We start from the raw sequence: 26247 nt of genomic DNA on the forward strand, positions 1-26247 counted from the left end.
ATCAAACGGATACATAATTCGTTGATTTTTCAAATTTTCTGTAACAAAATGTTTCGCCAACAGACTCATAAATTTCATGGCTTATGGCACAAGTCAGCTAAATTCTTAATTCTTAATTCTTAATTCTTAATTCTTAATTCTTAATTCTTAATTCCTAATTCTTAATTCCTAATTTTTAATTCTCTTGGTGACTTTTACATATTCATTAATCGCAAACTGCTCTCATAGTAAAGCAAGGGCAGGGGTTTTTTCTACTCCTCATGGTATAGTGGAAACTCCGAAATTTATGCCTGTCGGTACTGTCGGCACGGTTAAGGGTGTTACTCCCTCTCAACTTCATGATGTCAATGCTCAAATGATTTTGGGTAATACTTATCATTTGCACATCCAACCGGGGGAGGAGATTATCGCTAAAGCCGGTGGTTTACATCGTTTTGTGGGTTGGGATAAACCGATGTTGACGGATTCGGGGGGTTTTCAGGTTTTTAGTTTGGCTAAATTAAGACAAATTACTGATGATGGTGTGATGTTTCGATCGCCCAGAGATGGCAGAATGATTAATATGACACCAGAAAACTCTATCCGCATTCAAAATGCTTTAGGTGCAGATGTGATTATGGCGTTTGATGAATGCCCTCCTGCTACCGCTACAAGGGATGAAGTGGTGATTGCGATCGAAAGAACCTATAAATGGTTACAAAGGTGCATAAATGCCCACGCAAACCCTGATAAACAGGCTCTATTTGGTATTGTGCAAGGGGGAATTTATCCCGATTTACGCACTAAATCCGCTTTAGATTTAGTTAGTTTAGACTTGCCCGGTTATGCCATTGGGGGGGTAAGTGTGGGGGAAAAACCTGAGTTGATACATGAAACGGTAAGACAAACTACTCCTTTATTGCCAGTGAATAAACCACGTTATTTGATGGGGGTAGGCACTTATAAGGAAATGGTAATTGCGATCGCATCTGGAATTGATTTGTTTGATTGTGTCATACCTACTCGTTTAGGGCGACATGGGGCGGCATTGGTGCAGGGTGAGAGGATAAATTTAAGAAATGCGCAGTATAAGGAAGATTTTACCCCCCTTGATCCTCAATGTAGTTGTTATACCTGTAAAAATTTTAGTCGTGCTTACCTTAATCATTTAATTCGATCGGGGGAAATGTTAGGTTATATTTTATTATCTATACATAATTTACACGAGTTAATTGAGTTTACTAATAAGATTCGTAGGGCAATTATTAATGATACTTTTATCGCAGAATTTGGTCATTGGTTAGATTAATTTATCAATTAATTTGTAGGTTGGGTTGAGGAAACGAAACCCAACAAAAACTTTACCTATTTCCATAACTGATTTTACCAATTTAAAATTAAACTCGATCGAATTTTTCATCATCCCCTATTTATTCCCATAAATGAGATAAAAATGAATAATCAATTCTTATTTAAAATGCTCGAAGGGCAAAATATCGACAACAAATATTACCTGAATAAGCTATTAGGTTCGGGAGGATTTGGAGGAGTTTATTTAGCCGATGAAGTGGTTAGAGATCGATTAATTAGAACCGTTGCCCTAAAATTAATTATTACTGATAACCCCGATAAACAGTTAGATGAATTAATTTTTTCCACTACCTTAAATCATCCTAATTTAATCAGTTGTTTCACCTGCGGAGAATGCAATTTAAACGGTGCAGATTTTTTATATTTGCTCATGGAACAAGCAGATTATAGTCTGGAAGACGAGTTAAAAAAGGGTAAATTATCCGAAGAAAATGTTAAAGAATTAGTATTAGATATAACCAACGGATTAGATTATTTACACCGTCAAAAACCTATCATTGTCCATCGAGATTTAAAACCCGGAAATATTTTAAGAGTTGGGGATAAGTGGAAAATATCGGATTTTGGTTTAGTGAGAAGTTTACAAGGCACAGCATCCCAAACTACTACCATGATGGGATCAATGGGATACGCACCGCCAGAAGCCTACGAGGGTAAAATCTCCCCTGCTTGGGATATTTGGTCATTAGGTATTTTAATAATAGAAATTTTAACAGGAAAACTCCCCTTTGATACAAATGATTCAGAGCATATTAGAAAATTAGTTATTAATGCTACAATTCCTATTCCTCCATTAACATATCCCTTCAATAAAATCATTCGAGAATGTTTAATTAAAGATTCTGAAAATCGCATTAGTGCAAAGAAAATAATCGACATATTAGTAAAAAACCAAGATCAAGACAAGGTAACAAATATTAACAATAAGGATAAATCTAATAACTATATTCCTTTAATTAACCTAAATATTTCTATTTTTAGTTTTTTAATTTTGATAGGATTATCTCTTTATTTTTATAATATTAATAATCTTGATAACACCCCAAAAAACTTAATTAAAAATGGTAGTTTTGAGGAAGGAGTTGATATTAATAAAGATAATAAATTTAACGGATTAAATACTAAATCACAAGGTATTAGTAATTGGGAAATAATCAGAGATGATATTGATTATAAAGAAAATTTTTGGCAAAATAGCGATGGTAATAGAAGTTTAGACCTAAATGGCGGTCAAGCAGGAGCAATTAGTCAAACTTTTCCCACTAAAATAGGAGAAAGATATTTAGTTAAATTTGATATGGGTGGAAATCCAGATAACTTAGCAATTCCAATAAGAAAAATTATTATATCAGTTGGAGAACAACAAGGTCATTTTGTTTTTGATATGAGAGGAGGAAAAACTAGAGAAAATATGCAATGGCAGACTTTTAAATGGGAATTTATTGCAGAAGATTCTATGACTACTTTAATCTTCTCTGTATCACAGGGTAATACATCAGCTTATGGTCCCACTCTTGATAATGTAAGAGTGTTTACTTTAAAATAAACTTTATGAAAAATAAGCAAACAATTCATTTGTTTTTAAGACTTTATTTTGTTATAAATTATGATAGATCACGATCGACTCTTTAAAGAACTAATACAAACATTTTTCTGGGAATTTATCGAATTATTTATTCCCGAAGTTTTGCAATATGTATCAAAAGAAACTTTAACCTTTTTCCCCGAAGAAGTTTTTACCGATGTTACCGCAGGAGAAAAACGAAAAATTGATCTTTTAGCCCAAGTAAAATGGCAAGAAGAAGATGGTTTTTTCCTCATTCATATTGAGAATCAAGCCTATAATCAAAAAGAATTTGAACGGCGAATGTTTCATTATTTTGCCCGTTTAGATCAAAAATATCGTTTACCGATTTATCCGATCGTTCTTTTTTCCTATGATAAGCCAAAAAGGGAAGAAAAAAATCAATATCAAGTAGTTTTCCCTGACAAAAAAATCCTCGAATTTAACTTTACCACTATCCAATTAAATCGACTGCCGTGGCGACAATTTTTGTCTCAACCCAACCCCATTGCTTCGGCTTTAATGGCAAAAATGGATTTTAAACCAGAAGAAAGAGTTAAGGTAAAATTAGAATGCCTGAGAATGTTAGCAACTTTAAGTTTAGACCCTGCTAGAATAAAGTTAATTTCAGGATTCATTGATACCTATTTAAAATTAAACCCAACGGAAAAACAAGAATTTGATACCGAATTAAAACAAACAGAAATAACAAAGGAGAAAAAAATTATGGAAATCGTCACCAGTTGGATGGAGGAAGGCATTGAAATCGGAGAAAAAAGAGCCGAAAAAAGAGGTGAACAGAATTTAATTAAGCGTCAAATTAAACGAAGATTTAATTATCTTTCTCAAGAATTAGATACTAAAATTAATAGCTTATCTCTACCTCAAATTGAGAGTTTAGCCGATGCTATTTTTGATTTTCAATCTTTGGATGATGTGATTCATTGGTTAGAAATTAACACTTAATTATCGCCTTAAAATCAATTATATAAATAATTGTAACAATTTCGATCGAACCTTTAATTAATGATTAACCAATTAAATAAATTTTGTACTGTGCTTGAATTTTCATACTTTTCTTCTCTCCTTTCCCCATCAAAAGACGATGAGACAACATCTAAGGAATGATTAATTTATGTAAACTTTATCTCATTTTTCATTCCGATTAAGGAAAATGATCTTAGAATTAATGGGTTATTATATCAACATTCACATAATTACTTACAAATTTGTAGGTTGGTTGAGGGAACGAAACCCAACAAAAACTTTACTTATTTCAATAACTGATTTTAAACTCGATGACGAAGTGCCACTTTTAGCGATCGAACTTGAATAAAAATATGATGAAATCTCTAAATTTAATCCGATTCAACAAGTCAATAAAAAAAATATTGGTATTTTTAGGAATAACGATATTATCCTTATTTATTGTTATAAATTACTCTAGCTATGGTGTCAATGCACGACAAATTCCCGATAATCCTCAAGAGGCAATTTTAAGCGCTAATATGCTAAAAATGGAGCAAAAATTAGATAAAGAATATAGCAGTTTTTTAAATAAAGAAATGCTAGATAAGGAAGAAAGTTCGATCGAAATGTCTGCTATTTTAGCAGATATGGATCAAAAAACAGGCACTAATTCCGCCATTCTCTGGGTAATGCCCGAAGCAGAATATTTGCACTTAGTCTATTTAAGCAAACAAGGTAAAATTATTGTTAGAGATATTTATGATGCTCCTTTTAATAAACTTACACAAGTTGTTAATGATTTTTATCGGGAAATTGAAAATGTTAATAACCCGATGGATTTAACCCAATCAAAGCAACTATATAAATGGATTGTTGAGCCTTATCAAAAAGACTTTTTAGACGCAGAAAATATCAATAATATTTTATTTTGCATTGGTAATGGAGTTAGATTAGTTCCGTTAAGTGCATTATATGACGGCGAAAATTTCTTAGTAGAAAAATATAATATTAGTCGTATTCCCGCCTTTAATTTAATTAATGCAGAATATAAACCCGTAAAAAACCCGAGCATTTTAGCTATGGGTGCTTCAGATTTTCCTAATAATGATCCTCTCCCGGCGGTAGTTTTAGAACTGCAAAATATTAACAAACGGCTACAACGATCGAACTCAGATACAGAAATATTGCTCAATGAAGATTTCACTTTACCCAACATGAAAGAGCAACTAAAGGGAAATTCTTATCAAATAGTACATTTAGCAACCCACGCTAATTTTAACGGTGGAGATATAACCGATTCCTATATTCAATTTTGGGATGATAAATTAACCTTAGATCAAATGTCTAATATGCCTTGGGAAACTCCTCCCGATTTATTGGTGTTAAGTGCCTGTAATACGGCTTTGGGCGATCGAAGTGCGCAACTAGGTTTTACAGGTATAGCCTTGCAAACAGGAGTTAACTCTGCCATCGGCACTTTATGGAGTGTCAGTGACTTAGGTACTTTTGCTCTGATTACAGAATTTTATGAGCAATTAATCAATCGATCTGATCAAAACCCAACGAAAGCAGGAGCGTTACGTCAAGCCCAAAATTTATTATTACAAGGAAAAGTCTATTTTCAAGACAATGTTTTAATTACTCCCCACGGCAATATTGACTTACCCAAAAATTTTGAAGCGACGGGGAAGGTTGACTTATCCCACCCTTTTTATTGGGCAGGATTTACCGTCATTAGTAGCCCTTGGTAAGAATGGAGAATGGAGAATTGAAAATTGAGAATTAAAAACTTATCAACTTTTCCTCATCTCCATCAATAGACCTCTTGCAAAATAAAAAGTAAAATCTTTTTTAGGGTGAAAAACATAAATTTTTTTAACTTAGGTGATTTCTAATAATAAATATACCTGCATGATCCCCCCTAACCCCCCAAAACACAAAGGGGGAATTATAAAGAAGATTGGTAAATTCTTTCTCGTAAATCGCCTTATTACTCATTACTCATTACTCGACTTCTGTAATAAGTCTAATAACCTATGGTACGATCATCGAGCCAATACCATCATCGGTAAAGATTTCTAGTAATAACGCATGGGGTATTCTTCCATCGATGATATGGGCCGCTTTCACTCCTTGAGCTAACGATCGAACACAACAAGTAACTTTAGGAATCATACCACCGCCCACAACTCCTTGATCAATTAAATCCCTTGCGTCTTGGATAGATAATTTATAAAGCAAAGTAGAATTATCTTTAAAATCCTGTAAAATACCGGGGGTGTCCGTTAATAAAATGAGTTTTTCTGCCCCCAAAGCGGCGGCTATTTCCCCGGCGATGGTATCGGCATTGATATTATGTGCTTGACCATCCACATCAGCCGCTACACTAGAAATAATAGGCACATAACCACTTTTGACTAAAGAGTCCACAAGGCTAATATCAACACTCATCACCTCTCCCACAAAACCAACTTTTTCTCGATCGACCGATCGAGCTTGTACCAAATTACCATCTTTTCCACAAATACCAACGGCTTTACCTCCAGCATTATTCACCATCGTCACCAATTCTTTATTCACCCTGCCCACTAATACCATTTCTACCACATCCATAGTAGCGGCATCTGTCACCCTTAAACCGTCTTTAAATTGAGGTTCGATACCTAATTTTGTTAACCAAGTATTAATTTCAGGACCCCCTCCATGAACTACTACAGGACGAACTCCCACAGAAGCCAAAAAGACAATATCTCTAATCACATACTCCTTTAAAGTACTGTCTTTCATAGCCGCACCACCATATTTAACTACGATCGTGCGTCCTGCAAACTTTTGTATATAAGGTAACGCTTCACTTAAAACTCTAACTCTAGTGGCTTCCGTTTCGAGAAAATACTCACTTCCTTTAAGGTCTTTTTCCATAATTGATCTATTATTTTAATTTTTCAAACAATCATATTACTAAATAAGGTGACATTAAAATTGTTCACAGATAGCTTTTTTGTACAATTCATCATTAGGGATTGCCTCATAGTTTTCTGATGAACATAGGAGATAAGAGTTAGGAGACAGGAGATAGGAGAAATACTGAAAAATAGAGGTTTTTAGAAGTATTTATAGTATTTTATGATTACAATTAATTACTAAACTGAAAATAAGACATGAAATGATAAGCTAAATCTGTGTCTAAATTTAGTCTTTTTTGTAAGTCTGCAATATGTTTATATTTGCCATTACTAGCTCGATCGATCATAATTTTTTTAGCTATTTCTTCATCTAAATTAGGAATACTTTTTAATTGTTCTAAACTAGCATTATTCGGATTAATTTTTGCAGGAGCATAAAAACTATCTTTGGCATAATAGGCAAAATAAAGTATTGATTCCCAACACTGAATTTTCAATACTGACATTCCTAAAGCCGAAGCTAAATCTTCTAAACACAAAAAATGTATGCCTGAATTAGTTATTTCCACTAAATTTCGAGCTTGAATAATCGATATGCCGGGGAGTCTTAACCAATCATCGACACTTGCTCTATTCGCATCAATTTTGATACCTAATTCACCAGCAATTTTTATCTCTGTTTCCGATTGAAAACGGTAATAAGGATTACTTTGTATTTTTTTTATAATCGATCGATGGGATAAATTCATGATCTTGTTTATCTGAGTTCGATGGAAGAATATTCGATCTGGTTAGATTTAAAGTGATTTAAGTTAATTTTTGTGAGTTTATTTTAAAATCAATTAAAACAAGTTTTTCGTCAATTTTTAACCTAATACCTAATACCTAATACCTAATACCTGATCTTCAACCACAAAATTTAGTTTAAACTGAGGGTTGTTTCTGTTGCAAATTATTACGAAATCATGCAAAAGTTACCATCTTAAGGCACATTAATAGTAATTTGAACTCAATTCTACCAATTTATCGCTATTAGAGGAGTCTTTTAAATCATGTCTATTTCTGAAACCCAAGTTTTTGTAGCTTTAGTAATTGCTCTTATCCCCGGTATTTTAGCTTTTCGTTTAGCTACTGAACTTTATAAGTAAATAACATGGGGTGGGTATTGCCCACCCTACAAATCTGAGAATACATGAGTTTAAACATTGTTATTATTGGTAATTCTAGTTCGGGTAAATCTAGTTTAGCGTTACAATTAGCCCAAGAATTTAACTTATACTCATCAAGGTTATAATCTGATGTTGCAAAATGTATAGTTGCCTCTTGCCTACTTGCCTTTTGCCTACCTTCACCAAACTCAAATTATGCCCTCGCCAAGTATATCTCACCTTGACCTTGATACTTTAGCATGGGAAGCCCAAGAAACCCCCCTTCGTCGTAGCTTATCTGCTAGTGTTAAAGACATTAAAAACTTTATTCACTTACATAATAACTGGATTATTGAGGGTTGTTATGGGGATTTAATCACAGAAATTTTACCTTTTATTAATCTGTTAATTTTTCTCAATCCTGATGTTGATACTTGTTTAAATAATGCTAAAAATAGAGCTTGGGAAAGTCATAAATACAAAAGTTTAGAGGCTCAAAATGCTAATTTGCAATTCCTAGAACAATGGATTAAAGATTATTTCGATCGACAAGATGAGTTTTCTTTCAGTTACCATCAACAATTATTTCGATCGTTCTCAGGTAAAAAAATAGAATATAATCACAATTGGGACAATAATCTATTAAAAATGATTCGGAACTATCATAATTAAAATAAAATAGTAAAATTAACCTAAAAATCTTGATAGTTTTATGACAGATAGCAATCAACCAAATACCATAGAGAATGTAGATAAATTAGATAATACAGAAACCAGAATTACACAACTAGAAGATAAGGTGACAACATTAACTAATCTTGTCAATCAACTTCAAGCACAAATGATCTTATTACCTGATGTAGTTAGATATGGGAAACTACAACAACTATTAGAAAAAGGGGATTTTCGATCGGCAGACGAAGAAACGACTCATATAATGTTGGAAGTCACAGGACAACAAAGAGAAACCTTAACCCCCGATAATGTAGCTCAATATCCTTGTAACTCATTGCGTGTAATTGATCAACTTTGGCAAAAATATAGTCAAGAAAAATTTGGTTTTAGTGTACAACTCAAAACCTATTATGAAGTGGGAGGAAGTATTGACACCATTAGAACACAAGATACTAAAATATTAGGTCAATTTGCGGATAAGGTGGGATGGTTAGACGAGAATCAACAACCTAAATTTGAAGATTACGATAATTGGGATTTTAGCTTATCTTCCCCCAATGGATGCTTTCCTGCCCACTGGTGGAAATCGCCCTACGGTTTAAAAATGGTGACATTTTTCTTTTCTCGTTTAATTTCCTGTGATTTACATAATTAAACCTTAAAGATGAAGTAGGGTGGGCAATGCCCACAAACATCACAGGTAATGTTTAAACCTTCTTCATTAAAGACAATCCCGAAATAGTTATAAATCTCCACGCAATGCGTAAAGAATAAAAACAATTACAGGTCCTGCAACTAAAATGAAACCGACAGAAGTTAATTGTAAAATAACTTGTAAATCTAAACCGCTAAAAAGATTGGTAATAAAATCCATATTGACTCCTAATTTATTTTAAACAGATGATCGTGAAGTGCCTAGCACTACCATGGTTGGTTAGTGTAGGCTTCTCGTCTCGTTTGCCGTTGCTTTACAACACTCCAGATGAAATCTAAGTATTGTCGAGTCTTACTCAGCATTTCTGGTATTGCTACCTTTATGGCTTTTGCCAACCCGAGCAGGAAACCGCCTTCCACAGTTTCATAGAACAAAATCTATTTGTTTTAAATCTTTAATCATAAAGCTAACAAGATATATAATACTAGGAAAGGTTGCCTTCGTTATCCTTAAAATTAACGAAAATTTATTAAGTTTTGTTACAAATCTTTTGTTTATGACTCAGTGGCTTTGTATTGAGAATTGTGGGGCTTGTTGTAATTTAGACCCGATCGATCGACCAGATTTAGCGGAATATCTCACAGAATCAGAGTTAGAGCTATATATGAGTATGGTGGGAGAAGATGGTTGGTGTCTTAATTATGATCAAGAAACCAGAAAATGTCAGATATATCTCGATCGACCTCGTTTTTGTCGAGTCAAACCAGAGGTTTTTGAGGAAATGTACGATATTCCAGTAGAAGAGTTTGAAGAATTTGCCATTGATTGCTGTCATCAACAAATTGAAGGAGTTTACGGCGAAGAAAGTGAAGAAATCGTTAACTATCGTCAACAAGTTGCTTAGGTTAGAAATTCTTTGTTAATCAATAACCCACCGTGCAATAAATTACACGGTTATTACATTCAAGCTCAATAAATTGAACTTTATTTTGCTTTATAGGTAGAGGCAATATGTAACTCTTTTAATTGTTTACTATCAACGTCGGCGGGTGCATCGGTTAACAAACAACTGGCTTGTTGGGTTTTGGGGAAAGCAATAACATCCCTGATAGAGTCTTCTTTTGCTAATAACATTACCAGTCGATCGAGCCCGTAGGCAATACCGCCGTGAGGAGGAGTGCCATATTCAAAGGCTTCTAATAAAAAGCCGAATTTGTTTTTTGCTTCTTCATCAGATAAGCCAATGGTAGAGAATACTTTTTCTTGTACTTCCCGTTGATAAATCCTTAAACTTCCCCCCCCGATTTCTACCCCATTCATAACTAAGTCGTAGGCTAAGGCGCGCGCTTTACTCAAGTCGTCTAAGTCGTTAGGATTTGGTGCAGTGAAGGGATGATGCAAGGCTTCGAGGCGCTTTTCATCTTCATTCCATTCAAACATCGGAAATTCTGTCACCCAAACGAGGTTAATTTTATCTGCATCGATTAACCCTAGTTGTTCACCTATGACTAATCTTAGTCGATCGAGGGATTTGTTAACAATATTTGTCTCCCCTGCACCAAAGAGGAGTAAATGCCCGGGTTTTGCCCCAGTTTTCTCTAATAATATCTGTTTTTGCTCATCGGTGAGGTTATCTTTAATCGCGCCAATGGTGTCGATTTCGCCATTTTCCCTGACTCTAATATAGGCAATACCCTTCGCTCCGGCAATGGTGGCTTCGGTGAATAAGTCTCCCCCCGGCTTAATTCTGACGTTAGAAATTTTGTCGTTACCTTCGGGAATGGGTAAAACCTTGACAATTCCGCCTTTTTTCACGGCATCCGCAAAGACTTTAAAACCCGAATTTTGCATAATCTCTGACACATCCACCAATTCTAAACCAAAACGGGTATCAGGTCGATCGCTCCCGTACTTATTCATGGCTTCAGCGTAGGTTATACGGGGGAAAGGACGGGGTAAATCAATATTTTTGACATTTTTGAGGATATGACAGATTAAACCCTCGTTAAGCTCAATTATCTCATGCTCGGACATGAAACTCATTTCCATATCAAGCTGAGTAAATTCTGGTTGTCTATCGGCGCGTAAGTCTTCATCTCTGAAACATCTTGCAATTTGGTAGTATCGATCGAACCCTGACACCATCAACAACTGTTTAAATAACTGGGGAGACTGAGGTAAAGCATACCATTGCCCTTCATTTACCCTTGACGGTACGAGGTAATCTCTAGCACCCTCTGGAGTCGATCGAGTTAGTACTGGTGTTTCAATTTCCATGAAGTTTTGTTCATCTTCAAGGAAACGGCGCATTGCTTTAACAACCTGATGACGTAGCTGTAAATTACTACTCATGCGTTCCCGTCTTAAATCTAAGTAGCGATATTTGAGACGTAAATCTTCCCTAACGTTTTCGTCTTCCACCGTAGAAACTTGAAAGGGTAACTGTTTACCTACGGCATTAAGTAAACTAATTTCTGTAGCATAAATCTCGATTTCCCCTGTAGGAATTTTGGGGTTAAGGGATTCGGGAGGGCGCTTTGATACTTTCCCCGTAATTTTTACCACATATTCACTGCGCAAACTTTCCGCATTGTGGTAAGATTCAGGGGTACGGTTCGGATCACTGACTATTTGCACTATACCAGATCGATCGCGCAAATCGATAAAGATTACCCCTCCATGATCTCTACGTCGATCGACCCAACCAAAAAGAGTTACAATTTTATCTAAATGTTCAAGGCGTAAGTCGCCACAATAGTTACTTCTCATAAATAAGTTATTTTTTATACCAATATCAATATACAGTTTTTCGACTCAACCAAGTCATACAAACTTTCTATTATAACAATCTCCTTTCGGTGTTGATGAAAAAGTTTTCTGATGCTGGTAGGAGTTAGGAGATAGGATATAGGAAATAAAAAAAATTTGGAAAAATGATCCTTACTTTAAATAAAAATAATTATTTACAACTATTAACAGATATTAAAATCATTCCTAAAATCATAGATAATGAAGAAGAATATCAAGAATATTTAACCGTAGCTGAAAAACTGATTGCTAAAAAACAAAATAAAACTTTAGAGGAATCAGTATTATTGAAATTGTTAGTAAAATTAATTGAAGACTATGGAAAAAAAAACTATGAAATTTCTGAATGGGCAAATGTTTCTTCCCTAGAAATTTTAGAACATTTGATAGAGTCAAAAAGGTTATCAACAGAAGAATTACTTAAAATAATGGGTTCAGAAAAAATAGTTAATGATATTAGAATAGGAAGGGAAAACATTAGCAAAATTCAGGCTCAAATCTTAGGTAATTATTTTCAAATATCTCCTAATTTATTCTTAGATATTTAATTGGGCAATGCCCACCCTACAAAATACTACTTCGTATTTTCATCAAAAGACTTTTTCAGCAGACCCTATTTAATATAATTTGTTGTAAAATAGTATTAACTTTTGTTAAAAAGATTAAAATTATATATTATAAATTTCATTTTATTATTAATGAGTTTTTTTAAGCCTCACCAACCAATTTTACAAAAAAAGCAATTATCTTTTAATCCACAACAGTTAGTATCTCTGGGATGTGTTAAAGTCACTCCCCTTCAGTTTCTTAATTTATCTGGTATTTATACTTGTATAGATCAAGTTATGATTTGTTGGGGTGTTGTAGCAGGAATTATTTTTCTCAGTGCGCAGTTTTTACCCATTAACTGGACAGATCAAGCAATTTTTTGGTCTATTATTACCCTTATAGCGGTTATTCTCATGATCACTTTAACCCATACTTGGACATCCATGGAGAAACTTTCTTGGTTACTCTATGGGTGGGTTGCCTTAATGGTTATGGGAGTTATTGTTACTGACTGCTCGATCGTCTATCATTGGGGTATCATTCTTTCTCATTTATCTCAGTTTTGGTTACTATTAAGCGCCATCGGCTATGGTTTAACCGCTTGGGGAGTTCGATCGAGAGCCTTTGTTATTGCTACTATTATTCATAGTGTCAGTATCTTTTTTCTGCCTTGGTTTGGAAGTTGGCAATTTGCCATGACAGGATTAATTATGATGAGTAACCTTTTGATATTTGCAGAAGGGCAATGGGATATGTTATTACCTAGAGAATCAAGGGAATATCCCACCGCAACTATGATTAATCATTCCTTTTATACAACCTGAGTATAAATATTTTTTATGTTTTTTTATCATTGAAGTTCGTAGTAAGCCTTAAAAGGCTTATGGATAATGACTAAAGTCATCACTACGAACTTTTTTTATTGCTAAAAATTAACTTCCCATTTCCTCATCTGGCACTGATGGAGCATCAGCAAAATAGCTATAGTAAAGATAACCTGCTAAAATAGCACCTAAAATGGGGGCAAACCAAAACAACCACAATTGTCCTATAATTTCTATATTACCTGTAACTAGGGCAACTCCAGTACTTCTGGCAGGATTTACAGAAGTGTTTGTAACAGGAATGCTGATTAAGTGAATTAATGTTAATCCTAAACCAATGGGAATCGGTGCAAATCCTGCTGGTGCTCTTCTATCCGTTGAGCCTAAAATGATAATAAGAAAAATAAATGTCATTACTATTTCTATAATTAAAGCAGATAACAGAGAATAACCACCGGGGGAGTGGTTTCCATAACCATTGGTGGCTAAAGGATTACTGCCACTTAATGCGAAACCTTCTGCACCACTGGCAATGATTAAAATAATTAAACCTGCTAAAATCGCCCCTATGACTTGAGCAATAATATAAGGTAGTAATTCTGAACTAGGAAAACGTTTTCCTGCCCATAAACCAAAGGAAACAGCCGGGTTAAAATGTCCTCCCGAAATATGACCTACAGAATAAGCCATTGTCAATACAGTTAAACCGAAGGCAAGAGAAACTCCCACAAAAGCAATACCAAAAGGATTACCCTCACCGCCAAAATTAGCGGCTAAAACGGCACTACCACAACCACCTAATACTAACCAGAAAGTACCGATTAATTCAGCTACGTATTTTTTCATTATCTTTGCTGTAAATTTTATAAAGTTATTGTAAAGTTCAGTAAAATTATAAAACTTAGCAAAAAAACAGAATAATAAGTTTTATCAAGATTAAAATATAAGCTAGTTTGCATTTTATTCGTCTAATGAGGATAGACAAAAGGTAACGAAATACCAGTCATTTTTGTTAATTCTTCAAAATGCAAGTTTAATGCGTCTTAGGTTTTTTTTATCAATTCTCAATTATCAATTCTCTCTAGTTTTTAGTTTTGTTGATCATCGAGAGCTTTTTTTGCTATTCTTGTGATATAAATTGTTACTGCAACGGTAGCAATAAAACCGATAATATTTAAGATTAAGCGCAATGTATCGGTGTTTCCTGTGGTGGCTTCTAGGGCGGTTTTCGGTATTGAACCGATATAAACATACATGATTGTACCGGGTAACATCCCTATCCATGAGGCAAAGAAATAATCTTTTAAGGATACTTTTGTCACTCCAAAGGCATAATTTAAAAATACGAAGGGAAATAGGGGAGATAATCTTGTTAAGCCGACAATTTTCCAGCCTTCTTTTGCTACTGCCCGATCGATCGAGGTAAACTTAGGTTGGGTTTCTATTTGTTTTTCTACCCAGCTTCGTAAAAAATAACGTCCGATTAGAAAAGAGAGGGTTGCACCTGTTACCGATGCGATCGATACTAAGATAGAGCCTTTTAATATTCCAAAGATTAACCCTGCCCCTAATGTTAAGGCTGAACCGGGTATCAAAAAGATCGTGGCGATGATATAAATAATTATAAACCCCACGACTCCCCAGATTCCCCAAAGTTCGATCGATTCGGTGAAGTTGTTGAAAAAGTTGTTGATATATTCAAAAATTTCCATGATTGATAATGATGAATCGATCGTTAATAATAAAAAGGCTGTTGATCATAAAAATATTATAAGATCGATCGTTAATAAAGATGGTGGGAAATGTGCAAAATAATTATTCTGAGAAAATATCTACTAATCACAGAATCAATTTAACTTCCCTTGGGTAGTTAAAATTCTCACCAATAATTTAGAATTAGGATAATATAAAATCAAGATAATCTCAATTCAAAATAAACCATAATTGGATACTTTATTTTTACAATATATTAAATTAAAAAAAAGTTGCTAACAAATTAAAACTTATGATAAATATTCAAACACAAATATTAAAAACTTTGGAAAAAATGCCTCTATCTTTACAAGAGAAATTATTATATTATGCAGAGTATCTTCAGGAAAAATATAACCAAAGTAATATTACTCAATTAAATAGTAGTAATGTCGTTAATGATTGTCCTGTCTCTTGGCATGAAACGATGATAGGGCAAACTATTCCCATTAGTCAATTATGGGAATATTTAGAAAAGGACAAAGAATCTGAAAATTATAATATATGCTAATGTCAAATTTTAGCCTAATTGACATAATATTAAGTGAAATGACAATAATATTATTCAGGATATAACACTGATAATTAAATCACTTTAAAAAAGACATGAATAAGAAAAAGTTATTAGCTAAAATACTAGAAGGAAGTAAAAATGTTAAATTTAGTGAATTTGAAATATTATTAAAAGGCTTCGGTTTTGAGTTAGCAAGAATTAATGGTAGTCATCATATTTATAATCGAGATGATATACCTGAAATTATTAATATTCAAAATAAAAAAGGAGAGGTTTCTCCCTATCAAGTCAAACAATTTTTAGCATTGATTGAAAAATATAATTTAACTTTAGATAAAGGGGAATAAAATATGCAAGACTATCATATTAATATATTCTATAGTGAAGAAGATCAAGGCTATATTGCTGATATTCCTGATTTAAAATTCTGTTCTGCTTACGGAGACACTCCAGAAGAAGCATTACAAGAAGTTTTAATTGCTAAAAAAGCATGGTTAGAAGTTGCTAAAGAAAAAAATAAACCCATTCCTTTACCTAAATATACACCAATTATTTATCAAATTGCTGGATAGTTAAATGTCGATATTTAAACTTCTCTATAAAATAGAAATAGCTTCTTTAATATAAAAGAGAAATAGCCTCTCCTATTTGCTTAACTTTATTTACTAATTCGGGGGGATTAATTACCTTAACTTGCCCCCCAAAACCGACAATCCACCGTAATAAATCAATGTCTTCTAATGACCATAAAGGTAATTTTACTTGAAAACGATTAGGAAAGTTTTTATCTTCTGTATTTTTGAGGGTAAAAGGTGGTGTTTTATCATTATTTTTATGAAGACGAGGGGACATTTTCATTTGTTTCAAAGGGAATCGATTTGTACCTTCACTAATAAACTTAAAAGTATAGTCATTAAACCATAATTCTATGATTATTTCAGCGTCTTTTTTATGTTTTCGATCGAGCAGTGCCACTTCGTGAGCGAGATATTGTCTTTGCAATTTAGCATTATTTCCCAGAAAAATTCCGCCACTAGCTTGATATAGTTGTTGTAATTTATTTAAGGCTTTTTCTTGTTCTTTTATACTTCTGGATTGATTAATATTTTTACCTAAAAATAATCTATCTAAACGCTCAAATTTGAATAAATTTTTATCTTTTCCTTCAATACATTCATAGCCTAAATACCATCCAATATTATGAAAAACTATTTGTAATGGATAGGCTAAAAAGTAATTATTATTATCTATTTCATTATTTTCTGAGTCATTTTGATAAAATTCTGCACTACCAAAAAAGCGATTTAATTCTAACAATTTTCCCGATGCGATCGAACTTTCTAAGACATCAATTTTGCGGACTAAAGAAGTATTAGGAAGACTATTTAAATCTACAATATTTTTATTATAAATTGCCCTGATGGGATAACTTTCAGGATGAGCAATTCTAGCATCTCCTAGACGACTTTTAAAGGTTTCATACACCAATAAAGCCACAGGATCAGATAAACTATTAGCTTGGGCTTCTAATAAGCGAAAAACTTGAATTAAATCCGTGTGAGATAAAATTCCAGTGCCGATAAAATAACCTTTTTTCATGGTAAAATCTGGTAAAATATTAAAGGGTTTTAAGATTTTTTCTATATCTTTGCGAATGCTATCACTGCAATTAATATTGATCACTTCTTCATTTTGCATGGCTTTGATTAAACTGTGCAAACATCCTTCTTTTTTCTCCCATCTTAGGGGATTATGGATAATAAAATGAATGGTTTTTATGAGTCGGCTAAATGGTTCAATATCAGAGTAAGGATGAGTTACTAAATCTTCAATATTTACTATTTCAATCTCTGGTAATGGTAAATAATTTTGTTGATTAATAATACCCATTTTTTCTAACCAAAGTAAATCTTTTTTGAGGGCTTCTGGTGAGGCATAAATAGGACTAATTTTTCGGGTAATAATGGCAGAAATTTCTTCTATCTCACTATCAAATTTAATATCTTCTCCAAAAATTTCTCTAATTAATTCGGGGTTAGATTGTGATAAATTACCGAGATTAGGATATTTAATTATTAAGCTGATGAGGTGGAAAAGTCGATCGAAATCTAGTAACCTTGAATAAGGATGAAATTTTACTTTACTATGAGCAGTGCGATTAGTGCGATTAACTTGTACTCGATGCAATTTTGACAGTTGATTATTAAATTGATTAACTTCTAATTTACCATCTCGAAAAGGTATCTCATAAACCGCCAAAAAACCCTCCGCAGGAAGAGGCGGAAAATTTCTTAACGATTGATATAAATTAGTTATAACATCATCTGGCACTGTTCGATCGCGCTTTTGATTCCATTCTAAACAAAGATTTAAAGGAGTTTTTAAATACCAACCAATCCAGTTAATATCGTTATATTTAGCTAACTTTTCCAAAAGACTAATTCGCCACCATCTTTTAGCGTTAGTGGCATCATAAATAATCGGTTTTCCTGCTTGAATATAACTGTCAATTTGTTTAAATATTTCTGTTTCAATTAACTGCCAATCTCCTTGTATTTTTTCATCACCAAAAAGTTGTTTTCTAATGTTATCTGTGGAGACAATTTGATAATTAGAATCTTGTTGAATAATATGATTAGCTAGAGTTGATTTTCCGCTACTTGGGCAACCGATTAAAATGTGTGAAATCATAGAAATATCTTAAAAAATTGTATTGATAATTATTTTCTAGCCTGTTTAGGAATCCATTGATTACAACGACAAATAAACCAATGAATAGCTTTTTTAATTAATTGATAATCTTGTTTTAAGTACAATTCTGAAGCCTTATTTTTGAACAAATAATATTTTATTTCTTTAATCCTATCTACAATTATCATTCCTTTTTCTCTATGACTAGCAATATTTCTTAATTCATAAAGACTAGATAATAATAAATATTTTTTTCTTTCTTCATTTTTTATATTTTGATAAATTTTACTTGAATTATTAGATATAATAACTAAACATAGTTCCAGTTTTTGTAGTCCCCATATTTTCTGAATATCTCCTTGATTTATTTTATTAATAAAATTTTCTTTCGCATAATCACTCTTTATATTTTGTTGAACTATATTACTCGCATTTTCAAATAAATTATTATTATATTGATAATTAGTACCTATTAAAAAATTAATAATTGGTTCGATTTGTAACCACGCAAATTTGCAAAAATCCATAAAATCATTTTTATATCTGGCAATTATCATTCTTAAATTATCTGCTTCTAATTGTGTTTTAAATAGTTGATGATCATTGAAATATAAATCATAGTTTATATGATAATCCTCAAAATTTAAAGATGATTCTTCTGAATAGAATATTCTTAATAAATTCTCTATTTCTTTAATAGTTTTTGCTTTTACAAATTCAAGGCTATTATATTTACAATTATTAGAAATTTTTAACTGTTTTTTTAGCTCTTTTAATGCTTCTAATATGAGTTCTACATTTTCATCCATTACTTATAAATATAAAGATTAAATAAAATGTTATATCCTGTTTAAAAATAAATTTTTAATAGTTGATAATATTGACTAATATATTTTTGATAAATACTGTCATCCTTACCCTTAACCATACCGATAAACTCTATTTTACCCTTTAATACGTCTTGAAAACGAGGGATTTCTTTCCCTGAAAATCTGGCACTATGATGATATTTTTCTTCAAACTCCTTTTGTGCCGATTCTAAACCAAATTTAGCCCAAGCATGAAGCATCGCCCTTATTTGACGCACATAGCGTCTATCCACATTGGGAAATTGATTAGTGGTTAATCCCGTTACCTCTTGATGATTACCCTTAGTTTGTAAACGGGTTTTCTTCTCATTCACACTAAACCCATTTTCTCTAATGATATTCAACAATGATTCTCCTAACATCACTTTTTCGTTATTGCCATAGTCAACGATATACGCTAAATGAGGAGGAAAATCCTTGAGAGTAGTAGAGAAAGTTATATCATCAGCATAACGAGTATAAGTTGCCTTACAATCCTTTGCTAAACGCTGTAATTGACTATCCATCTTGGCACAAATCATATTAGTAACCATGGGAGAAGTCGGCGCACCTTGGGGTAATTGATTATTATGACAACAAATTTGCGCTAACACTGTAGCCACATCGGGAGGTAAATGATAGGGAATCGCCATAAACATACCCCTAACACGTCCAAAATTGACGGAAGGGAAAAAGTTTTCTAAGTCTAAATTTAAAACATAGCGTTTTTTGACATGGGCTTTTGCATTAGTAACAATGTTTTTATCTTGCACAAAACCATGCACGGAAGGCTTAACTTGATAAACTGCCTGTAAAACCTGATTAAGTTTTTGTTGAATAATTTTTAATGCTGTAATGGGGGTTGATATTTGTCTTTCACCCCCTGATTTTTTCGGAATAGTAAAGGTTTTATAACGTTTTTGGGAGTCAACTAAATAAAGATGATAAACTAACCTTTTATGAGGAATATTTAAGAGTTTAGCAACATCTAAAGGGGTTTTTAATTCATAAAATTTTTTGCTTAATTCTTCGGGAGAATCTTGGAGTAATAACGGATTTTGGTTGTGCAGATGAGGAAAAATAAGTTGCCATTGAGGAAGATTTATCGTCATTATTACTCTTGAATTAACAATAAAAACTTGTGATTGAAAAGAAAACTAAAAATCACTTGCAGGTTGTATTCTACCTTATCCATATATACGTTTATATATGTAAAATATCGTTGAAACAAAAAACGTTTCAATAACATTCTCGTAAAGCTAACTTTGAAATACACCATCGCAGTATCTACAATGGAAATCAATATCTTACCCTACAAGTGATTTATTTAGTTTTAACTATTAATTAGTTTATCTTACTTTCTCAAGAAAATCAGTGATTTGATGCTAATGAGGAAATCTTAATTTCTTTAGAAAATTAATAGACATCGGGGATAAATCGGGCTAGAAGCCCGAAATACGGTGCAAAAATCATAATTTTTACCAGAAGTCTAATCTAAATAAATAATTTTTCCATCGATAATGTCAATTACTCTTAAATCCTGTAATGCTATCCATTGCCAACTTGTGAATAATTTATAAAACTGTTGCCAATCTAAATATATTTTTTCTTCTTTTTCTGTAGCATATGGTTTAACCATATCTAAGGTTTTTTTTGCCTCCTCTAAATCGGGATGAATGCGACTTGCGGTAAATTCAACTAAGGATAAATAGTCTTGCCACGATTTTTTTCTGGTGGTGTTAATATACCAACAACCAATCATAATATAGTCCTGAAATTCATCTATGATGGTGAACAAAGGTTCTCTAACATAGTATCCCTCTTTTGAATCTTCACACTTGAGCATAATACAACTTAAATCCGTCTTGGGATGAAAAATATCATTTTCTTCATCTTTCCATTCGGGAAATGAAATCAAAACTATTCTATGATCTGATAAATAATTAACAGTGGGTTTAGGATATAGCCAACGTGCCAAATCTTTGAGATGATTAATCATTCTTTATTTTTGTAGATATTAATTTTGTGAGATGGAAAATAAAATTTTTACCTTAAAAGTTCGATCGAAAAGTGGTTAGGCTCGATCGAACCTTGTGATTACCTAAGAATCTTTTTATTTTCAATTCTTGTATTTGACGATTAGCTTCTTTTTGAGCTAATAACCCACACTTATCAATACTAGCGGTGGATAGGAGATGAAGGAATTGAGGGCGATTAAAATTAGCCATAAACGCGCCATAAGCACAAATAGCTTCGGGATATTGAGTTACTAAACCGTAGTTTAAATCACGAGGTATCTGAGGAATATATTTTTCCCAACGAAATTCATCTACTGTTAACCATGCAGTAATAGCGATGGGCGCAATAACTCGATGAATGTCAGATTCCATCAAAGACAGTAAAACAGGGCGATTATCTTGAGGAGAAACGAGGTAGTCTCGCTGACTAATTTCCAAAATTTGCTCGACAATTTCTGAGCCTTGAGCTAATAAACGAAAATAGCTAGAGACAAAATCAGGAATAGCATAGTAACGACACCAGCCTTTTTGATGTAAAGGAGGGAAAGTCACGGCTGTTTCTGTGGCTAAAAACCAGTGGGCTTGATTGTGCAAAATTTTCTCACGGTAATAATTTCGTAGGGTGATAGGCGGATATTGTTCTAAATAGCTTTTTTGGCTCATTTTGTTACCCAATTTATTTTGCGACTCTACTACTTTAATTCAAAGATTAAGAGTTTAGTTGATCTTTGATGCTAATGACGAATTAAGTGTTTAAGGATTTTTACTATTATAATTAAAGATATTCTCTAGTTAACTCTTAAGAAACGATGGAAACAATTACCATTGAAGTTGATCCTGAAATTGCCAAGGCTTACCGAGAAATCAAACCTGAAAAACGGCAGAAAATTGGTATGTTTCTCAATGTAATGCTAAAAAAAGGCTATTAATCAAAAACCACTGCTAGACATTATGGAAGAAGCAAGTCAACAAGCGATCTCCAATGGAATGACTCCAGAAATTTTAGAATCAATTCTCAATGAAAATTTTATCAGAACTAATTGATGTATTGAGTCGTCAAAAATTCGATCGTTATCTTTCCAGAGATATTCGTGAGGATTTTCTAGCTGGTTTATCTGTAGAAGCAGAAATTATAGAAATTAATGAAAAAATAGAGATTTGTCGAGATTCCAACGATAATAAATTTTTAGAGTTAGCAGTTAATGGAAATGCAACGCATATTATAACGGGGGATAAAGACTTGTTAGAATTGCATCCGTTTCAAGGTATTCCTGTTTTAACACCAAGACAATTTTTACAATTTATTGCAGAAATCAACTAATAAAAAATTCGATCAAGCGAACAGAAGTACGAGTATTTTCAATAATGGTTTCACTGTTAAGAATTGATGAATCAGAAAGAATATAACGATGTTGTGTTGATTGTAGTGTTCTTGTTAAAAGATTAATTTAATTTTTAGGTTAACATTTTGAATGCTATAATTTGGTTACATAATTTAATATTTTCAGAATTAAAAACTTATGTTTGCTCAGATAAATGATTCTCAAGGAAAATTCATTACAAACTTATATTGGAAAGTGATAACCAAAGATAGTGCTTCGATTTCAGATTGCTTTATTGATGACAATAAAAACATTTACTTTGAAAGAGAACATTGTGAATTTATTGATGGAATAGCAATTATAAATTTAATTAAAGATAAAGCCAAAACATTTTATAATTTAGCTGACATTCAAATTTCTTTGGGAAGAACTAAAAACTAATAAAATTTAACTATTGAATCACTATATCGAACAGCATCTAGTATTTCTTGCATAGTGAAATAAAGGTAATAAAAAACAGGAGTTTTATTAATATCAATAGTTCCAAAAGGACGCAAATTAGTATCACTATTGATAGGAGTACATTTTTTGTCAAAAGTGACTCCCCATTTTACTATTTTTTTTAATCTTTTCTCGTTATCTCGCTCCCATAAGCCTAAAAATAACTGTTCATAAAAATAAGTAATATCTATTGTTTGAAATTCCAAGTCTGTAATGGATTTAGATGTAGTTATAAAACTTTGACTAACTATAATGTTAATATCTAATTTCTTAAAAAATTTATCAGCTTCATTGCTTATATAGTTATTCACAGTCTCTCGATTTTTTTCAGAGTCAAATGAAATCAAAGGCATATATTGGCTATAAAAATCTGAAGATTCTACAATATAACCACAAAAATTGATACTATTTTTCATAAATTTTCTTCAATGTAAGATTTTTGAATTATACTAAAGTTAGTATGATATATTTTTATTCCTTCTGTTATTTTAATTTCCCCCACCTCAAATAATAAATTATTATTTGTTATATAATATGGAATAAGAAAAGCGTTATCTTCGACAATCATTTTAGGAATTGATTGTAAAGCTAATTCGTAAGTCATTTGTTTGATTAAATCAATTCTATACTTTTTGGCTGTATTACATAAGTTTTTATGACAATTATTTTCATAAAATTCTATATCTACATATTTATAATCATAAATTTTGATCCGATCTAAATTTTTCAAAACTAAATCAGGTCGCAGAAAACGTCTTAATAATTTTCCTTGTTTTATAGTGTTTAAATTATTTGTATTGTCTAAAATTTTTAAACTCAAATCATATTCTATACATAATAAATCCTGCCATGTATCTTTGTTATTTGAAGATTTAACTGTATAAATCCAAATAAGATTATTTTCATCTTTGTTAGAAAGACAATAGTTTCCTACTCGATTCACATCTAAATCTTTTCTGACTTCATTCCGATAGTTTTTTAGACATATATCAGCATCAGCATAAACAATATCTTGAAAACTCTTTTTAAAAAAATATGTATTACACATATCTTCCCACACAAAAGAAAATCCTTTTACTCCCCAATATTCTCCATCTTCACTTTGAGGATCTATATCACCATATAAAAATAGTTCTATTGCTTCATATATTTCCCAATAATCATTATCTTTATAATAAGTATTTTCATCAATAATTTCTAATATTGTTTTGAGAATTTTAATGGTTTCCGCAGATGTTTCTTCACTAAAAATAGATTGATTATCTGTTAGATAATTATTTTTAAATTGTTCACCTAAAAAATGAATATCTTTAAGATTATTTTTTATATTTTCTGATACATCTTCTTGTAATTCTTTTATAATTTCACTAAGAATATAACAAAAAAAGGTAACAATATCAGTACTTTGGTAATGTAAAGTAGGACTGGGTAAATCCATTTTATCAATAAAAATTACATCATCATCTAAATAAATTGCCCTATGCAAATATTTGTCAATACAGCTATAGTTAACTTTGTCTGTTCGTCTTTCTTTTTGTAATATTGACTGAATAGCAAGTGGGTCATAAGCATTTAAGACTTGTTCAATCATTCTTATTTTACTGTAAATAATACAAGATTCTTCTTGCTCATTAATAAGAGTAACTCCATTTTTTCCTAAAATGGTTTCATCTTGATTCTTTTGATATTCTGATTGATTTAATTTAAACTTTTCGTTATTAATATTGTCTTTTTCAAATTTACGAAAAGTTCGATAAAGAGAAAAAAATAAATTTTTAATACATTCAAAATTATCTTCAGGAAAATCATCAAATCCGAGAGGAAGACAAAATTCAAATTGTCCTGTTAATGTATATCTGCGAATACCTACAAAGTTATCTTGATTATTTTTGTTGATAATCAAATTAGAAAAATTAAACATTATTTACTTGTTAAAATACTATGACGTATTCTGGAATCTTGCTTAATATTTAACTCATACTTAAGCTGTATTTTTTTGAGGAAATTATTATGTTGTCTAGTAAAGTCACCAAAAGTTATTAAATCTTCAGAATCAATATCTAATAAACGTATTAAAGGTTTTTTGTCCCTATTAAAGACACTATCCCATAAAAAAAACATTAATTTATTTCTTATTAACTCTGAAGAAATAGGGCGTTCTTTTATAAAAAAATACCCTATTTGCTTATCTTCGATGCCTCTGATAGATTGATGATGATCCTTAATAAATTGATTTATTCCTTTAACTAATTCTTTCCATTCTAGTTCTGTTAAATAGCCATATTCATCGTCATTAGCACTTCCATATTTAGGTTTTGGCATTTGACAGTCATCATTCCAATCAATAAATTCCCAATCCCATCTTCTTTTAAAGGCACTATCCATAAAATAAATAGAGTTGTCTGAAGTATTCATGGTTGCTAGTATTGACAAGTTAGGAGGGATTTTGATAATTCTTTCAACAAGATTAAATTGAAGAAAGTTGATTTTTTTTTGCAGACTCTCAAGGTTTTTGACGGCTTCTGAAGTATAGGGTGGCAAATGATACCCTTCTAAATTACCTTTATTGTCATAGGATAATTTAACCCCAATTAATTCTAATAACGTTAAAAACTCAATTTCGGTAATATTAAGTTCATAGCTAGACCAACCATCTTTATCTCTATCTAAAAGTTGAAATACAGTGCCAAATATGGCAGAAGAATTACCTCTATTTATCTCATCTATTACCAATACAACATTTTTTATATCTGAGAGCTTTTCCCCGTGTTTATTATGAGCTTCCAAAAAATTTTTATAAGCTCTTGACAATGCTTTTAGGAAATGACCTTCATAATATCTATATTCAACCTTATCACCTCGTGTAAGGGGAACAAGTTTACCCATAAAATCACCATAAGTATATTCAGGATGAAATACTGTTTTGATTATATTTTCTGGGGTTTCGCTTTTTTGAATATTTAATTCTTTAGGAATAATCAGATTATCTATACTCATCAAGGTTATAATCTGATGTTGCAAAATGTATAGTTGCCTCTTGCCTACTTGCCTTTTGCCTACCTTCACCAAACTCAAATTATGCCCTCGCCAAGTATATTTTGTAACTTTTGCCAGTGCCTGGACTTCCAAAGAGAATTTTTTGAATTGGGCTTT

General features: G+C 32.0%; 29 protein-coding genes. 15 read left to right on the plus strand and 14 right to left on the minus strand.

Annotated elements, in window-relative coordinates; translation table 11 throughout:
- The first annotated feature begins 187 nt into the window (after positions 1-187).
- The 4 genes from tgt to SYN6308_RS15165 all read left to right on the plus strand — a co-directional run bounded on the left by tgt (position 188) and on the right by SYN6308_RS15165 (position 5634).
- Positions 188-1288, plus strand: coding sequence for a tRNA guanosine(34) transglycosylase Tgt (gene tgt / locus SYN6308_RS15140; RefSeq protein ID WP_017295295.1), 1101 nt, complete (start codon positions 188-190; stop codon positions 1286-1288).
- Positions 1289-1432: 144 nt separating this feature from the next.
- Entirely contained in the window at positions 1433-2896 is a 1464-nt protein-coding gene (locus tag SYN6308_RS24960; RefSeq protein ID WP_017295297.1) for a choice-of-anchor C family protein, read from the plus strand.
- Between the two features lie 60 nt (positions 2897-2956).
- Positions 2957-3880 (plus strand): DUF4351 domain-containing protein, encoded by a 924-nt coding sequence (locus tag SYN6308_RS15155; protein WP_017295298.1) that lies wholly within the window; start codon positions 2957-2959, stop codon positions 3878-3880.
- Positions 3881-4254: 374 nt separating this feature from the next.
- The gene (locus SYN6308_RS15165) at positions 4255-5634 is read left to right on the plus strand and encodes a CHAT domain-containing protein (RefSeq protein ID WP_237741226.1); all 1380 of its coding nucleotides are present in this window, start codon (positions 4255-4257) and stop codon (positions 5632-5634) included.
- A gap of 283 nt (positions 5635-5917) precedes the next feature.
- Here SYN6308_RS15165 and argB read toward each other — a convergent pair whose 3' ends face one another.
- Positions 5918-6805: an acetylglutamate kinase gene (gene argB, locus SYN6308_RS15170; protein WP_017295301.1), complete on the minus strand. Its 888-nt coding sequence runs from the start codon at positions 6803-6805 to the stop codon at positions 5918-5920.
- A 214-nt stretch (positions 6806-7019) separates the two neighbouring features.
- Positions 7020-7538 (minus strand): ComEA family DNA-binding protein, encoded by a 519-nt coding sequence (locus SYN6308_RS15175; protein ID WP_017295302.1) that lies wholly within the window; start codon positions 7536-7538, stop codon positions 7020-7022.
- Positions 7539-7841: 303 nt separating this feature from the next.
- Here SYN6308_RS15175 and psaM point away from each other — a divergent pair, with 303 nt between their 5' ends.
- The 3 genes from psaM to SYN6308_RS15190 all read left to right on the plus strand — a co-directional run bounded on the left by psaM (position 7842) and on the right by SYN6308_RS15190 (position 9267).
- A complete protein-coding gene (psaM, locus tag SYN6308_RS15180) occupies positions 7842-7937 on the plus strand; it encodes a photosystem I reaction center subunit XII (protein WP_015219798.1) in 96 nt (31 codons plus the stop codon).
- Between the two features lie 168 nt (positions 7938-8105).
- On the plus strand, positions 8106-8609 hold the full coding sequence (locus SYN6308_RS22655; RefSeq protein ID WP_144051451.1) for a shikimate kinase: 504 nt from the start codon (positions 8106-8108) through the stop codon (positions 8607-8609).
- Positions 8610-8649: 40 nt separating this feature from the next.
- A complete protein-coding gene (locus SYN6308_RS15190; RefSeq protein ID WP_017295304.1) occupies positions 8650-9267 on the plus strand; it encodes a GUN4 domain-containing protein in 618 nt (205 codons plus the stop codon).
- An 87-nt stretch (positions 9268-9354) separates the two neighbouring features.
- On the opposite strand, the gene psb30 is transcribed toward SYN6308_RS15190, so the two are convergent.
- Positions 9355-9486, minus strand: a complete 132-nt coding sequence (psb30, locus tag SYN6308_RS15195) for a photosystem II reaction center protein Ycf12/Psb30 (RefSeq protein ID WP_017295305.1) — start codon at positions 9484-9486, stop codon at positions 9355-9357.
- 337 nt (positions 9487-9823) lie between these two features.
- Between psb30 and SYN6308_RS15200 the strand changes: the two genes are divergently transcribed.
- The gene (locus SYN6308_RS15200; RefSeq protein ID WP_017295306.1) at positions 9824-10171 is read left to right on the plus strand and encodes a YkgJ family cysteine cluster protein; all 348 of its coding nucleotides are present in this window, start codon (positions 9824-9826) and stop codon (positions 10169-10171) included.
- Between the two features lie 80 nt (positions 10172-10251).
- Here the strand turns inward: SYN6308_RS15200 and aspS are convergent, their stop codons facing one another.
- A complete protein-coding gene (aspS, locus tag SYN6308_RS15205; RefSeq protein WP_017295307.1) occupies positions 10252-12036 on the minus strand; it encodes an aspartate--tRNA ligase in 1785 nt (594 codons plus the stop codon).
- A gap of 164 nt (positions 12037-12200) precedes the next feature.
- Here aspS and SYN6308_RS15210 point away from each other — a divergent pair, with 164 nt between their 5' ends.
- Positions 12201-12623, plus strand: a complete 423-nt coding sequence (locus tag SYN6308_RS15210; RefSeq protein WP_017295308.1) for a hypothetical protein — start codon at positions 12201-12203, stop codon at positions 12621-12623.
- A gap of 150 nt (positions 12624-12773) precedes the next feature.
- Complete coding sequence (locus SYN6308_RS15215; RefSeq protein WP_017295309.1) at positions 12774-13448, plus strand: hypothetical protein; 675 nt, start codon at positions 12774-12776, stop codon at positions 13446-13448.
- Between the two features lie 108 nt (positions 13449-13556).
- On the opposite strand, the gene aqpZ is transcribed toward SYN6308_RS15215, so the two are convergent.
- Together aqpZ and SYN6308_RS15225 are read right to left on the minus strand one after the other, a co-directional pair.
- Positions 13557-14294: an aquaporin Z gene (gene aqpZ, locus SYN6308_RS15220; protein ID WP_017295310.1), complete on the minus strand. Its 738-nt coding sequence runs from the start codon at positions 14292-14294 to the stop codon at positions 13557-13559.
- A gap of 242 nt (positions 14295-14536) precedes the next feature.
- Positions 14537-15160, minus strand: coding sequence for a TVP38/TMEM64 family protein (locus SYN6308_RS15225; protein WP_017295311.1), 624 nt, complete (start codon positions 15158-15160; stop codon positions 14537-14539).
- Positions 15161-15453: 293 nt separating this feature from the next.
- Between SYN6308_RS15225 and SYN6308_RS15235 the strand changes: the two genes are divergently transcribed.
- The 3 genes from SYN6308_RS15235 to SYN6308_RS15245 all read left to right on the plus strand — a co-directional run bounded on the left by SYN6308_RS15235 (position 15454) and on the right by SYN6308_RS15245 (position 16286).
- Positions 15454-15711, plus strand: coding sequence for a DUF2281 domain-containing protein (locus SYN6308_RS15235; RefSeq protein WP_017295313.1), 258 nt, complete (start codon positions 15454-15456; stop codon positions 15709-15711).
- Between the two features lie 95 nt (positions 15712-15806).
- A complete protein-coding gene (locus tag SYN6308_RS15240) occupies positions 15807-16061 on the plus strand; it encodes a type II toxin-antitoxin system HicA family toxin (protein WP_017295314.1) in 255 nt (84 codons plus the stop codon).
- 3 nt (positions 16062-16064) lie between these two features.
- Positions 16065-16286 (plus strand): type II toxin-antitoxin system HicB family antitoxin, encoded by a 222-nt coding sequence (locus SYN6308_RS15245; RefSeq protein ID WP_017295315.1) that lies wholly within the window; start codon positions 16065-16067, stop codon positions 16284-16286.
- 46 nt (positions 16287-16332) lie between these two features.
- Here the strand turns inward: SYN6308_RS15245 and SYN6308_RS15250 are convergent, their stop codons facing one another.
- The 5 genes from SYN6308_RS15250 to SYN6308_RS15270 form a co-directional block, all read right to left on the minus strand.
- Positions 16333-18405 (minus strand): AAA family ATPase, encoded by a 2073-nt coding sequence (locus SYN6308_RS15250; protein ID WP_017295316.1) that lies wholly within the window; start codon positions 18403-18405, stop codon positions 16333-16335.
- 29 nt (positions 18406-18434) lie between these two features.
- Positions 18435-19214 carry a hypothetical protein gene (locus SYN6308_RS15255; protein WP_017295317.1) on the minus strand — a complete coding sequence of 260 codons (780 nt, stop codon included), beginning with the start codon at positions 19212-19214 and terminating at the stop codon, positions 18435-18437.
- A 41-nt stretch (positions 19215-19255) separates the two neighbouring features.
- Entirely contained in the window at positions 19256-20365 is a 1110-nt protein-coding gene (locus tag SYN6308_RS15260; protein ID WP_017295318.1) for a reverse transcriptase domain-containing protein, read from the minus strand.
- Positions 20366-20742: 377 nt separating this feature from the next.
- On the minus strand, positions 20743-21252 hold the full coding sequence (locus tag SYN6308_RS15265) for a hypothetical protein (RefSeq protein ID WP_017295319.1): 510 nt from the start codon (positions 21250-21252) through the stop codon (positions 20743-20745).
- A 52-nt stretch (positions 21253-21304) separates the two neighbouring features.
- Entirely contained in the window at positions 21305-21934 is a 630-nt protein-coding gene (locus SYN6308_RS15270) for a hypothetical protein (RefSeq protein ID WP_017295320.1), read from the minus strand.
- Positions 21935-22289: 355 nt separating this feature from the next.
- Here SYN6308_RS15270 and SYN6308_RS15280 point away from each other — a divergent pair, with 355 nt between their 5' ends.
- Both SYN6308_RS15280 and SYN6308_RS15285 read left to right on the plus strand, forming a co-directional pair.
- Entirely contained in the window at positions 22290-22592 is a 303-nt protein-coding gene (locus SYN6308_RS15280; protein WP_017295323.1) for a putative toxin-antitoxin system toxin component, PIN family, read from the plus strand.
- Between the two features lie 199 nt (positions 22593-22791).
- Positions 22792-23034, plus strand: a complete 243-nt coding sequence (locus tag SYN6308_RS15285) for a hypothetical protein (protein ID WP_017295324.1) — start codon at positions 22792-22794, stop codon at positions 23032-23034.
- Here the strand turns inward: SYN6308_RS15285 and SYN6308_RS15290 are convergent.
- The 3 genes from SYN6308_RS15290 to SYN6308_RS22665 are packed head-to-tail and all read right to left on the minus strand — an operon-like array spanning position 23031 to position 26160.
- Entirely contained in the window at positions 23031-23510 is a 480-nt protein-coding gene (locus tag SYN6308_RS15290) for a hypothetical protein (RefSeq protein WP_017295325.1), read from the minus strand. The genes SYN6308_RS15285 and SYN6308_RS15290 overlap by 4 nt on opposite strands.
- Positions 23507-25015: an LlaJI family restriction endonuclease gene (locus SYN6308_RS15295; RefSeq protein ID WP_017295326.1), complete on the minus strand. Its 1509-nt coding sequence runs from the start codon at positions 25013-25015 to the stop codon at positions 23507-23509. The genes SYN6308_RS15290 and SYN6308_RS15295 overlap by 4 nt, the downstream gene beginning before the upstream one ends.
- On the minus strand, positions 25015-26160 hold the full coding sequence (locus tag SYN6308_RS22665) for a restriction endonuclease (protein WP_306301639.1): 1146 nt from the start codon (positions 26158-26160) through the stop codon (positions 25015-25017). The genes SYN6308_RS15295 and SYN6308_RS22665 overlap by 1 nt, the downstream gene beginning before the upstream one ends.
- Between the last annotated feature and the right edge of the window lie 87 nt (positions 26161-26247).

Source organism: Geminocystis herdmanii PCC 6308, from assembly GCF_000332235.1.
Taxonomy (GTDB): Bacteria; Cyanobacteriota; Cyanobacteriia; order Cyanobacteriales; family Cyanobacteriaceae; genus Geminocystis; species Geminocystis herdmanii.

Bases quoted from the DNA above. Each gene is read 5' to 3' on its own strand.
- SYN6308_RS15265 (WP_017295319.1), bottom strand. From the start codon at position 21,252: ATGATTAATCATCTCAAAGATTTGGCACGTTGGCTATATCCTAAACCC.
- aqpZ (WP_017295310.1), bottom strand. From the start codon at position 14,294: ATGAAAAAATACGTAGCTGAATTAATCGGTACTTTCTGGTTAGTATTA.
- SYN6308_RS15225 (WP_017295311.1), bottom strand. From the start codon at position 15,160: ATGGAAATTTTTGAATATATCAACAACTTTTTCAACAACTTCACCGAA.
- SYN6308_RS15235 (WP_017295313.1), top strand. From the start codon at position 15,454: ATGATAAATATTCAAACACAAATATTAAAAACTTTGGAAAAAATGCCT.
- SYN6308_RS15295 (WP_017295326.1), bottom strand. From the start codon at position 25,015: ATGTTTAATTTTTCTAATTTGATTATCAACAAAAATAATCAAGATAAC.
- SYN6308_RS15255 (WP_017295317.1), bottom strand. From the start codon at position 19,214: ATGGATGAAAATGTAGAACTCATATTAGAAGCATTAAAAGAGCTAAAA.
- SYN6308_RS15270 (WP_017295320.1), bottom strand. From the start codon at position 21,934: ATGAGCCAAAAAAGCTATTTAGAACAATATCCGCCTATCACCCTACGA.
- SYN6308_RS15240 (WP_017295314.1), top strand. From the start codon at position 15,807: ATGAATAAGAAAAAGTTATTAGCTAAAATACTAGAAGGAAGTAAAAAT.
- SYN6308_RS15280 (WP_017295323.1), top strand. From the start codon at position 22,290: ATGAAAATTTTATCAGAACTAATTGATGTATTGAGTCGTCAAAAATTC.
- SYN6308_RS15155 (WP_017295298.1), top strand. From the start codon at position 2,957: ATGATAGATCACGATCGACTCTTTAAAGAACTAATACAAACATTTTTC.
- psaM (WP_015219798.1), top strand. From the start codon at position 7,842: ATGTCTATTTCTGAAACCCAAGTTTTTGTAGCTTTAGTAATTGCTCTT.
- SYN6308_RS15190 (WP_017295304.1), top strand. From the start codon at position 8,650: ATGACAGATAGCAATCAACCAAATACCATAGAGAATGTAGATAAATTA.
- SYN6308_RS15200 (WP_017295306.1), top strand. From the start codon at position 9,824: ATGACTCAGTGGCTTTGTATTGAGAATTGTGGGGCTTGTTGTAATTTA.
- SYN6308_RS15285 (WP_017295324.1), top strand. From the start codon at position 22,792: ATGTTTGCTCAGATAAATGATTCTCAAGGAAAATTCATTACAAACTTA.
- aspS (WP_017295307.1), bottom strand. From the start codon at position 12,036: ATGAGAAGTAACTATTGTGGCGACTTACGCCTTGAACATTTAGATAAA.
- SYN6308_RS15245 (WP_017295315.1), top strand. From the start codon at position 16,065: ATGCAAGACTATCATATTAATATATTCTATAGTGAAGAAGATCAAGGC.
- psb30 (WP_017295305.1), bottom strand. From the start codon at position 9,486: ATGGATTTTATTACCAATCTTTTTAGCGGTTTAGATTTACAAGTTATT.
- argB (WP_017295301.1), bottom strand. From the start codon at position 6,805: ATGGAAAAAGACCTTAAAGGAAGTGAGTATTTTCTCGAAACGGAAGCC.
- SYN6308_RS15210 (WP_017295308.1), top strand. From the start codon at position 12,201: ATGATCCTTACTTTAAATAAAAATAATTATTTACAACTATTAACAGAT.
- SYN6308_RS15165 (WP_237741226.1), top strand. From the start codon at position 4,255: ATGATGAAATCTCTAAATTTAATCCGATTCAACAAGTCAATAAAAAAA.
- SYN6308_RS15175 (WP_017295302.1), bottom strand. From the start codon at position 7,538: ATGAATTTATCCCATCGATCGATTATAAAAAAAATACAAAGTAATCCT.
- SYN6308_RS15215 (WP_017295309.1), top strand. From the start codon at position 12,774: ATGAGTTTTTTTAAGCCTCACCAACCAATTTTACAAAAAAAGCAATTA.
- SYN6308_RS15250 (WP_017295316.1), bottom strand. From the start codon at position 18,405: ATGATTTCACACATTTTAATCGGTTGCCCAAGTAGCGGAAAATCAACT.
- SYN6308_RS15260 (WP_017295318.1), bottom strand. From the start codon at position 20,365: ATGACGATAAATCTTCCTCAATGGCAACTTATTTTTCCTCATCTGCAC.
- SYN6308_RS15290 (WP_017295325.1), bottom strand. From the start codon at position 23,510: ATGAAAAATAGTATCAATTTTTGTGGTTATATTGTAGAATCTTCAGAT.
- SYN6308_RS24960 (WP_017295297.1), top strand. From the start codon at position 1,433: ATGAATAATCAATTCTTATTTAAAATGCTCGAAGGGCAAAATATCGAC.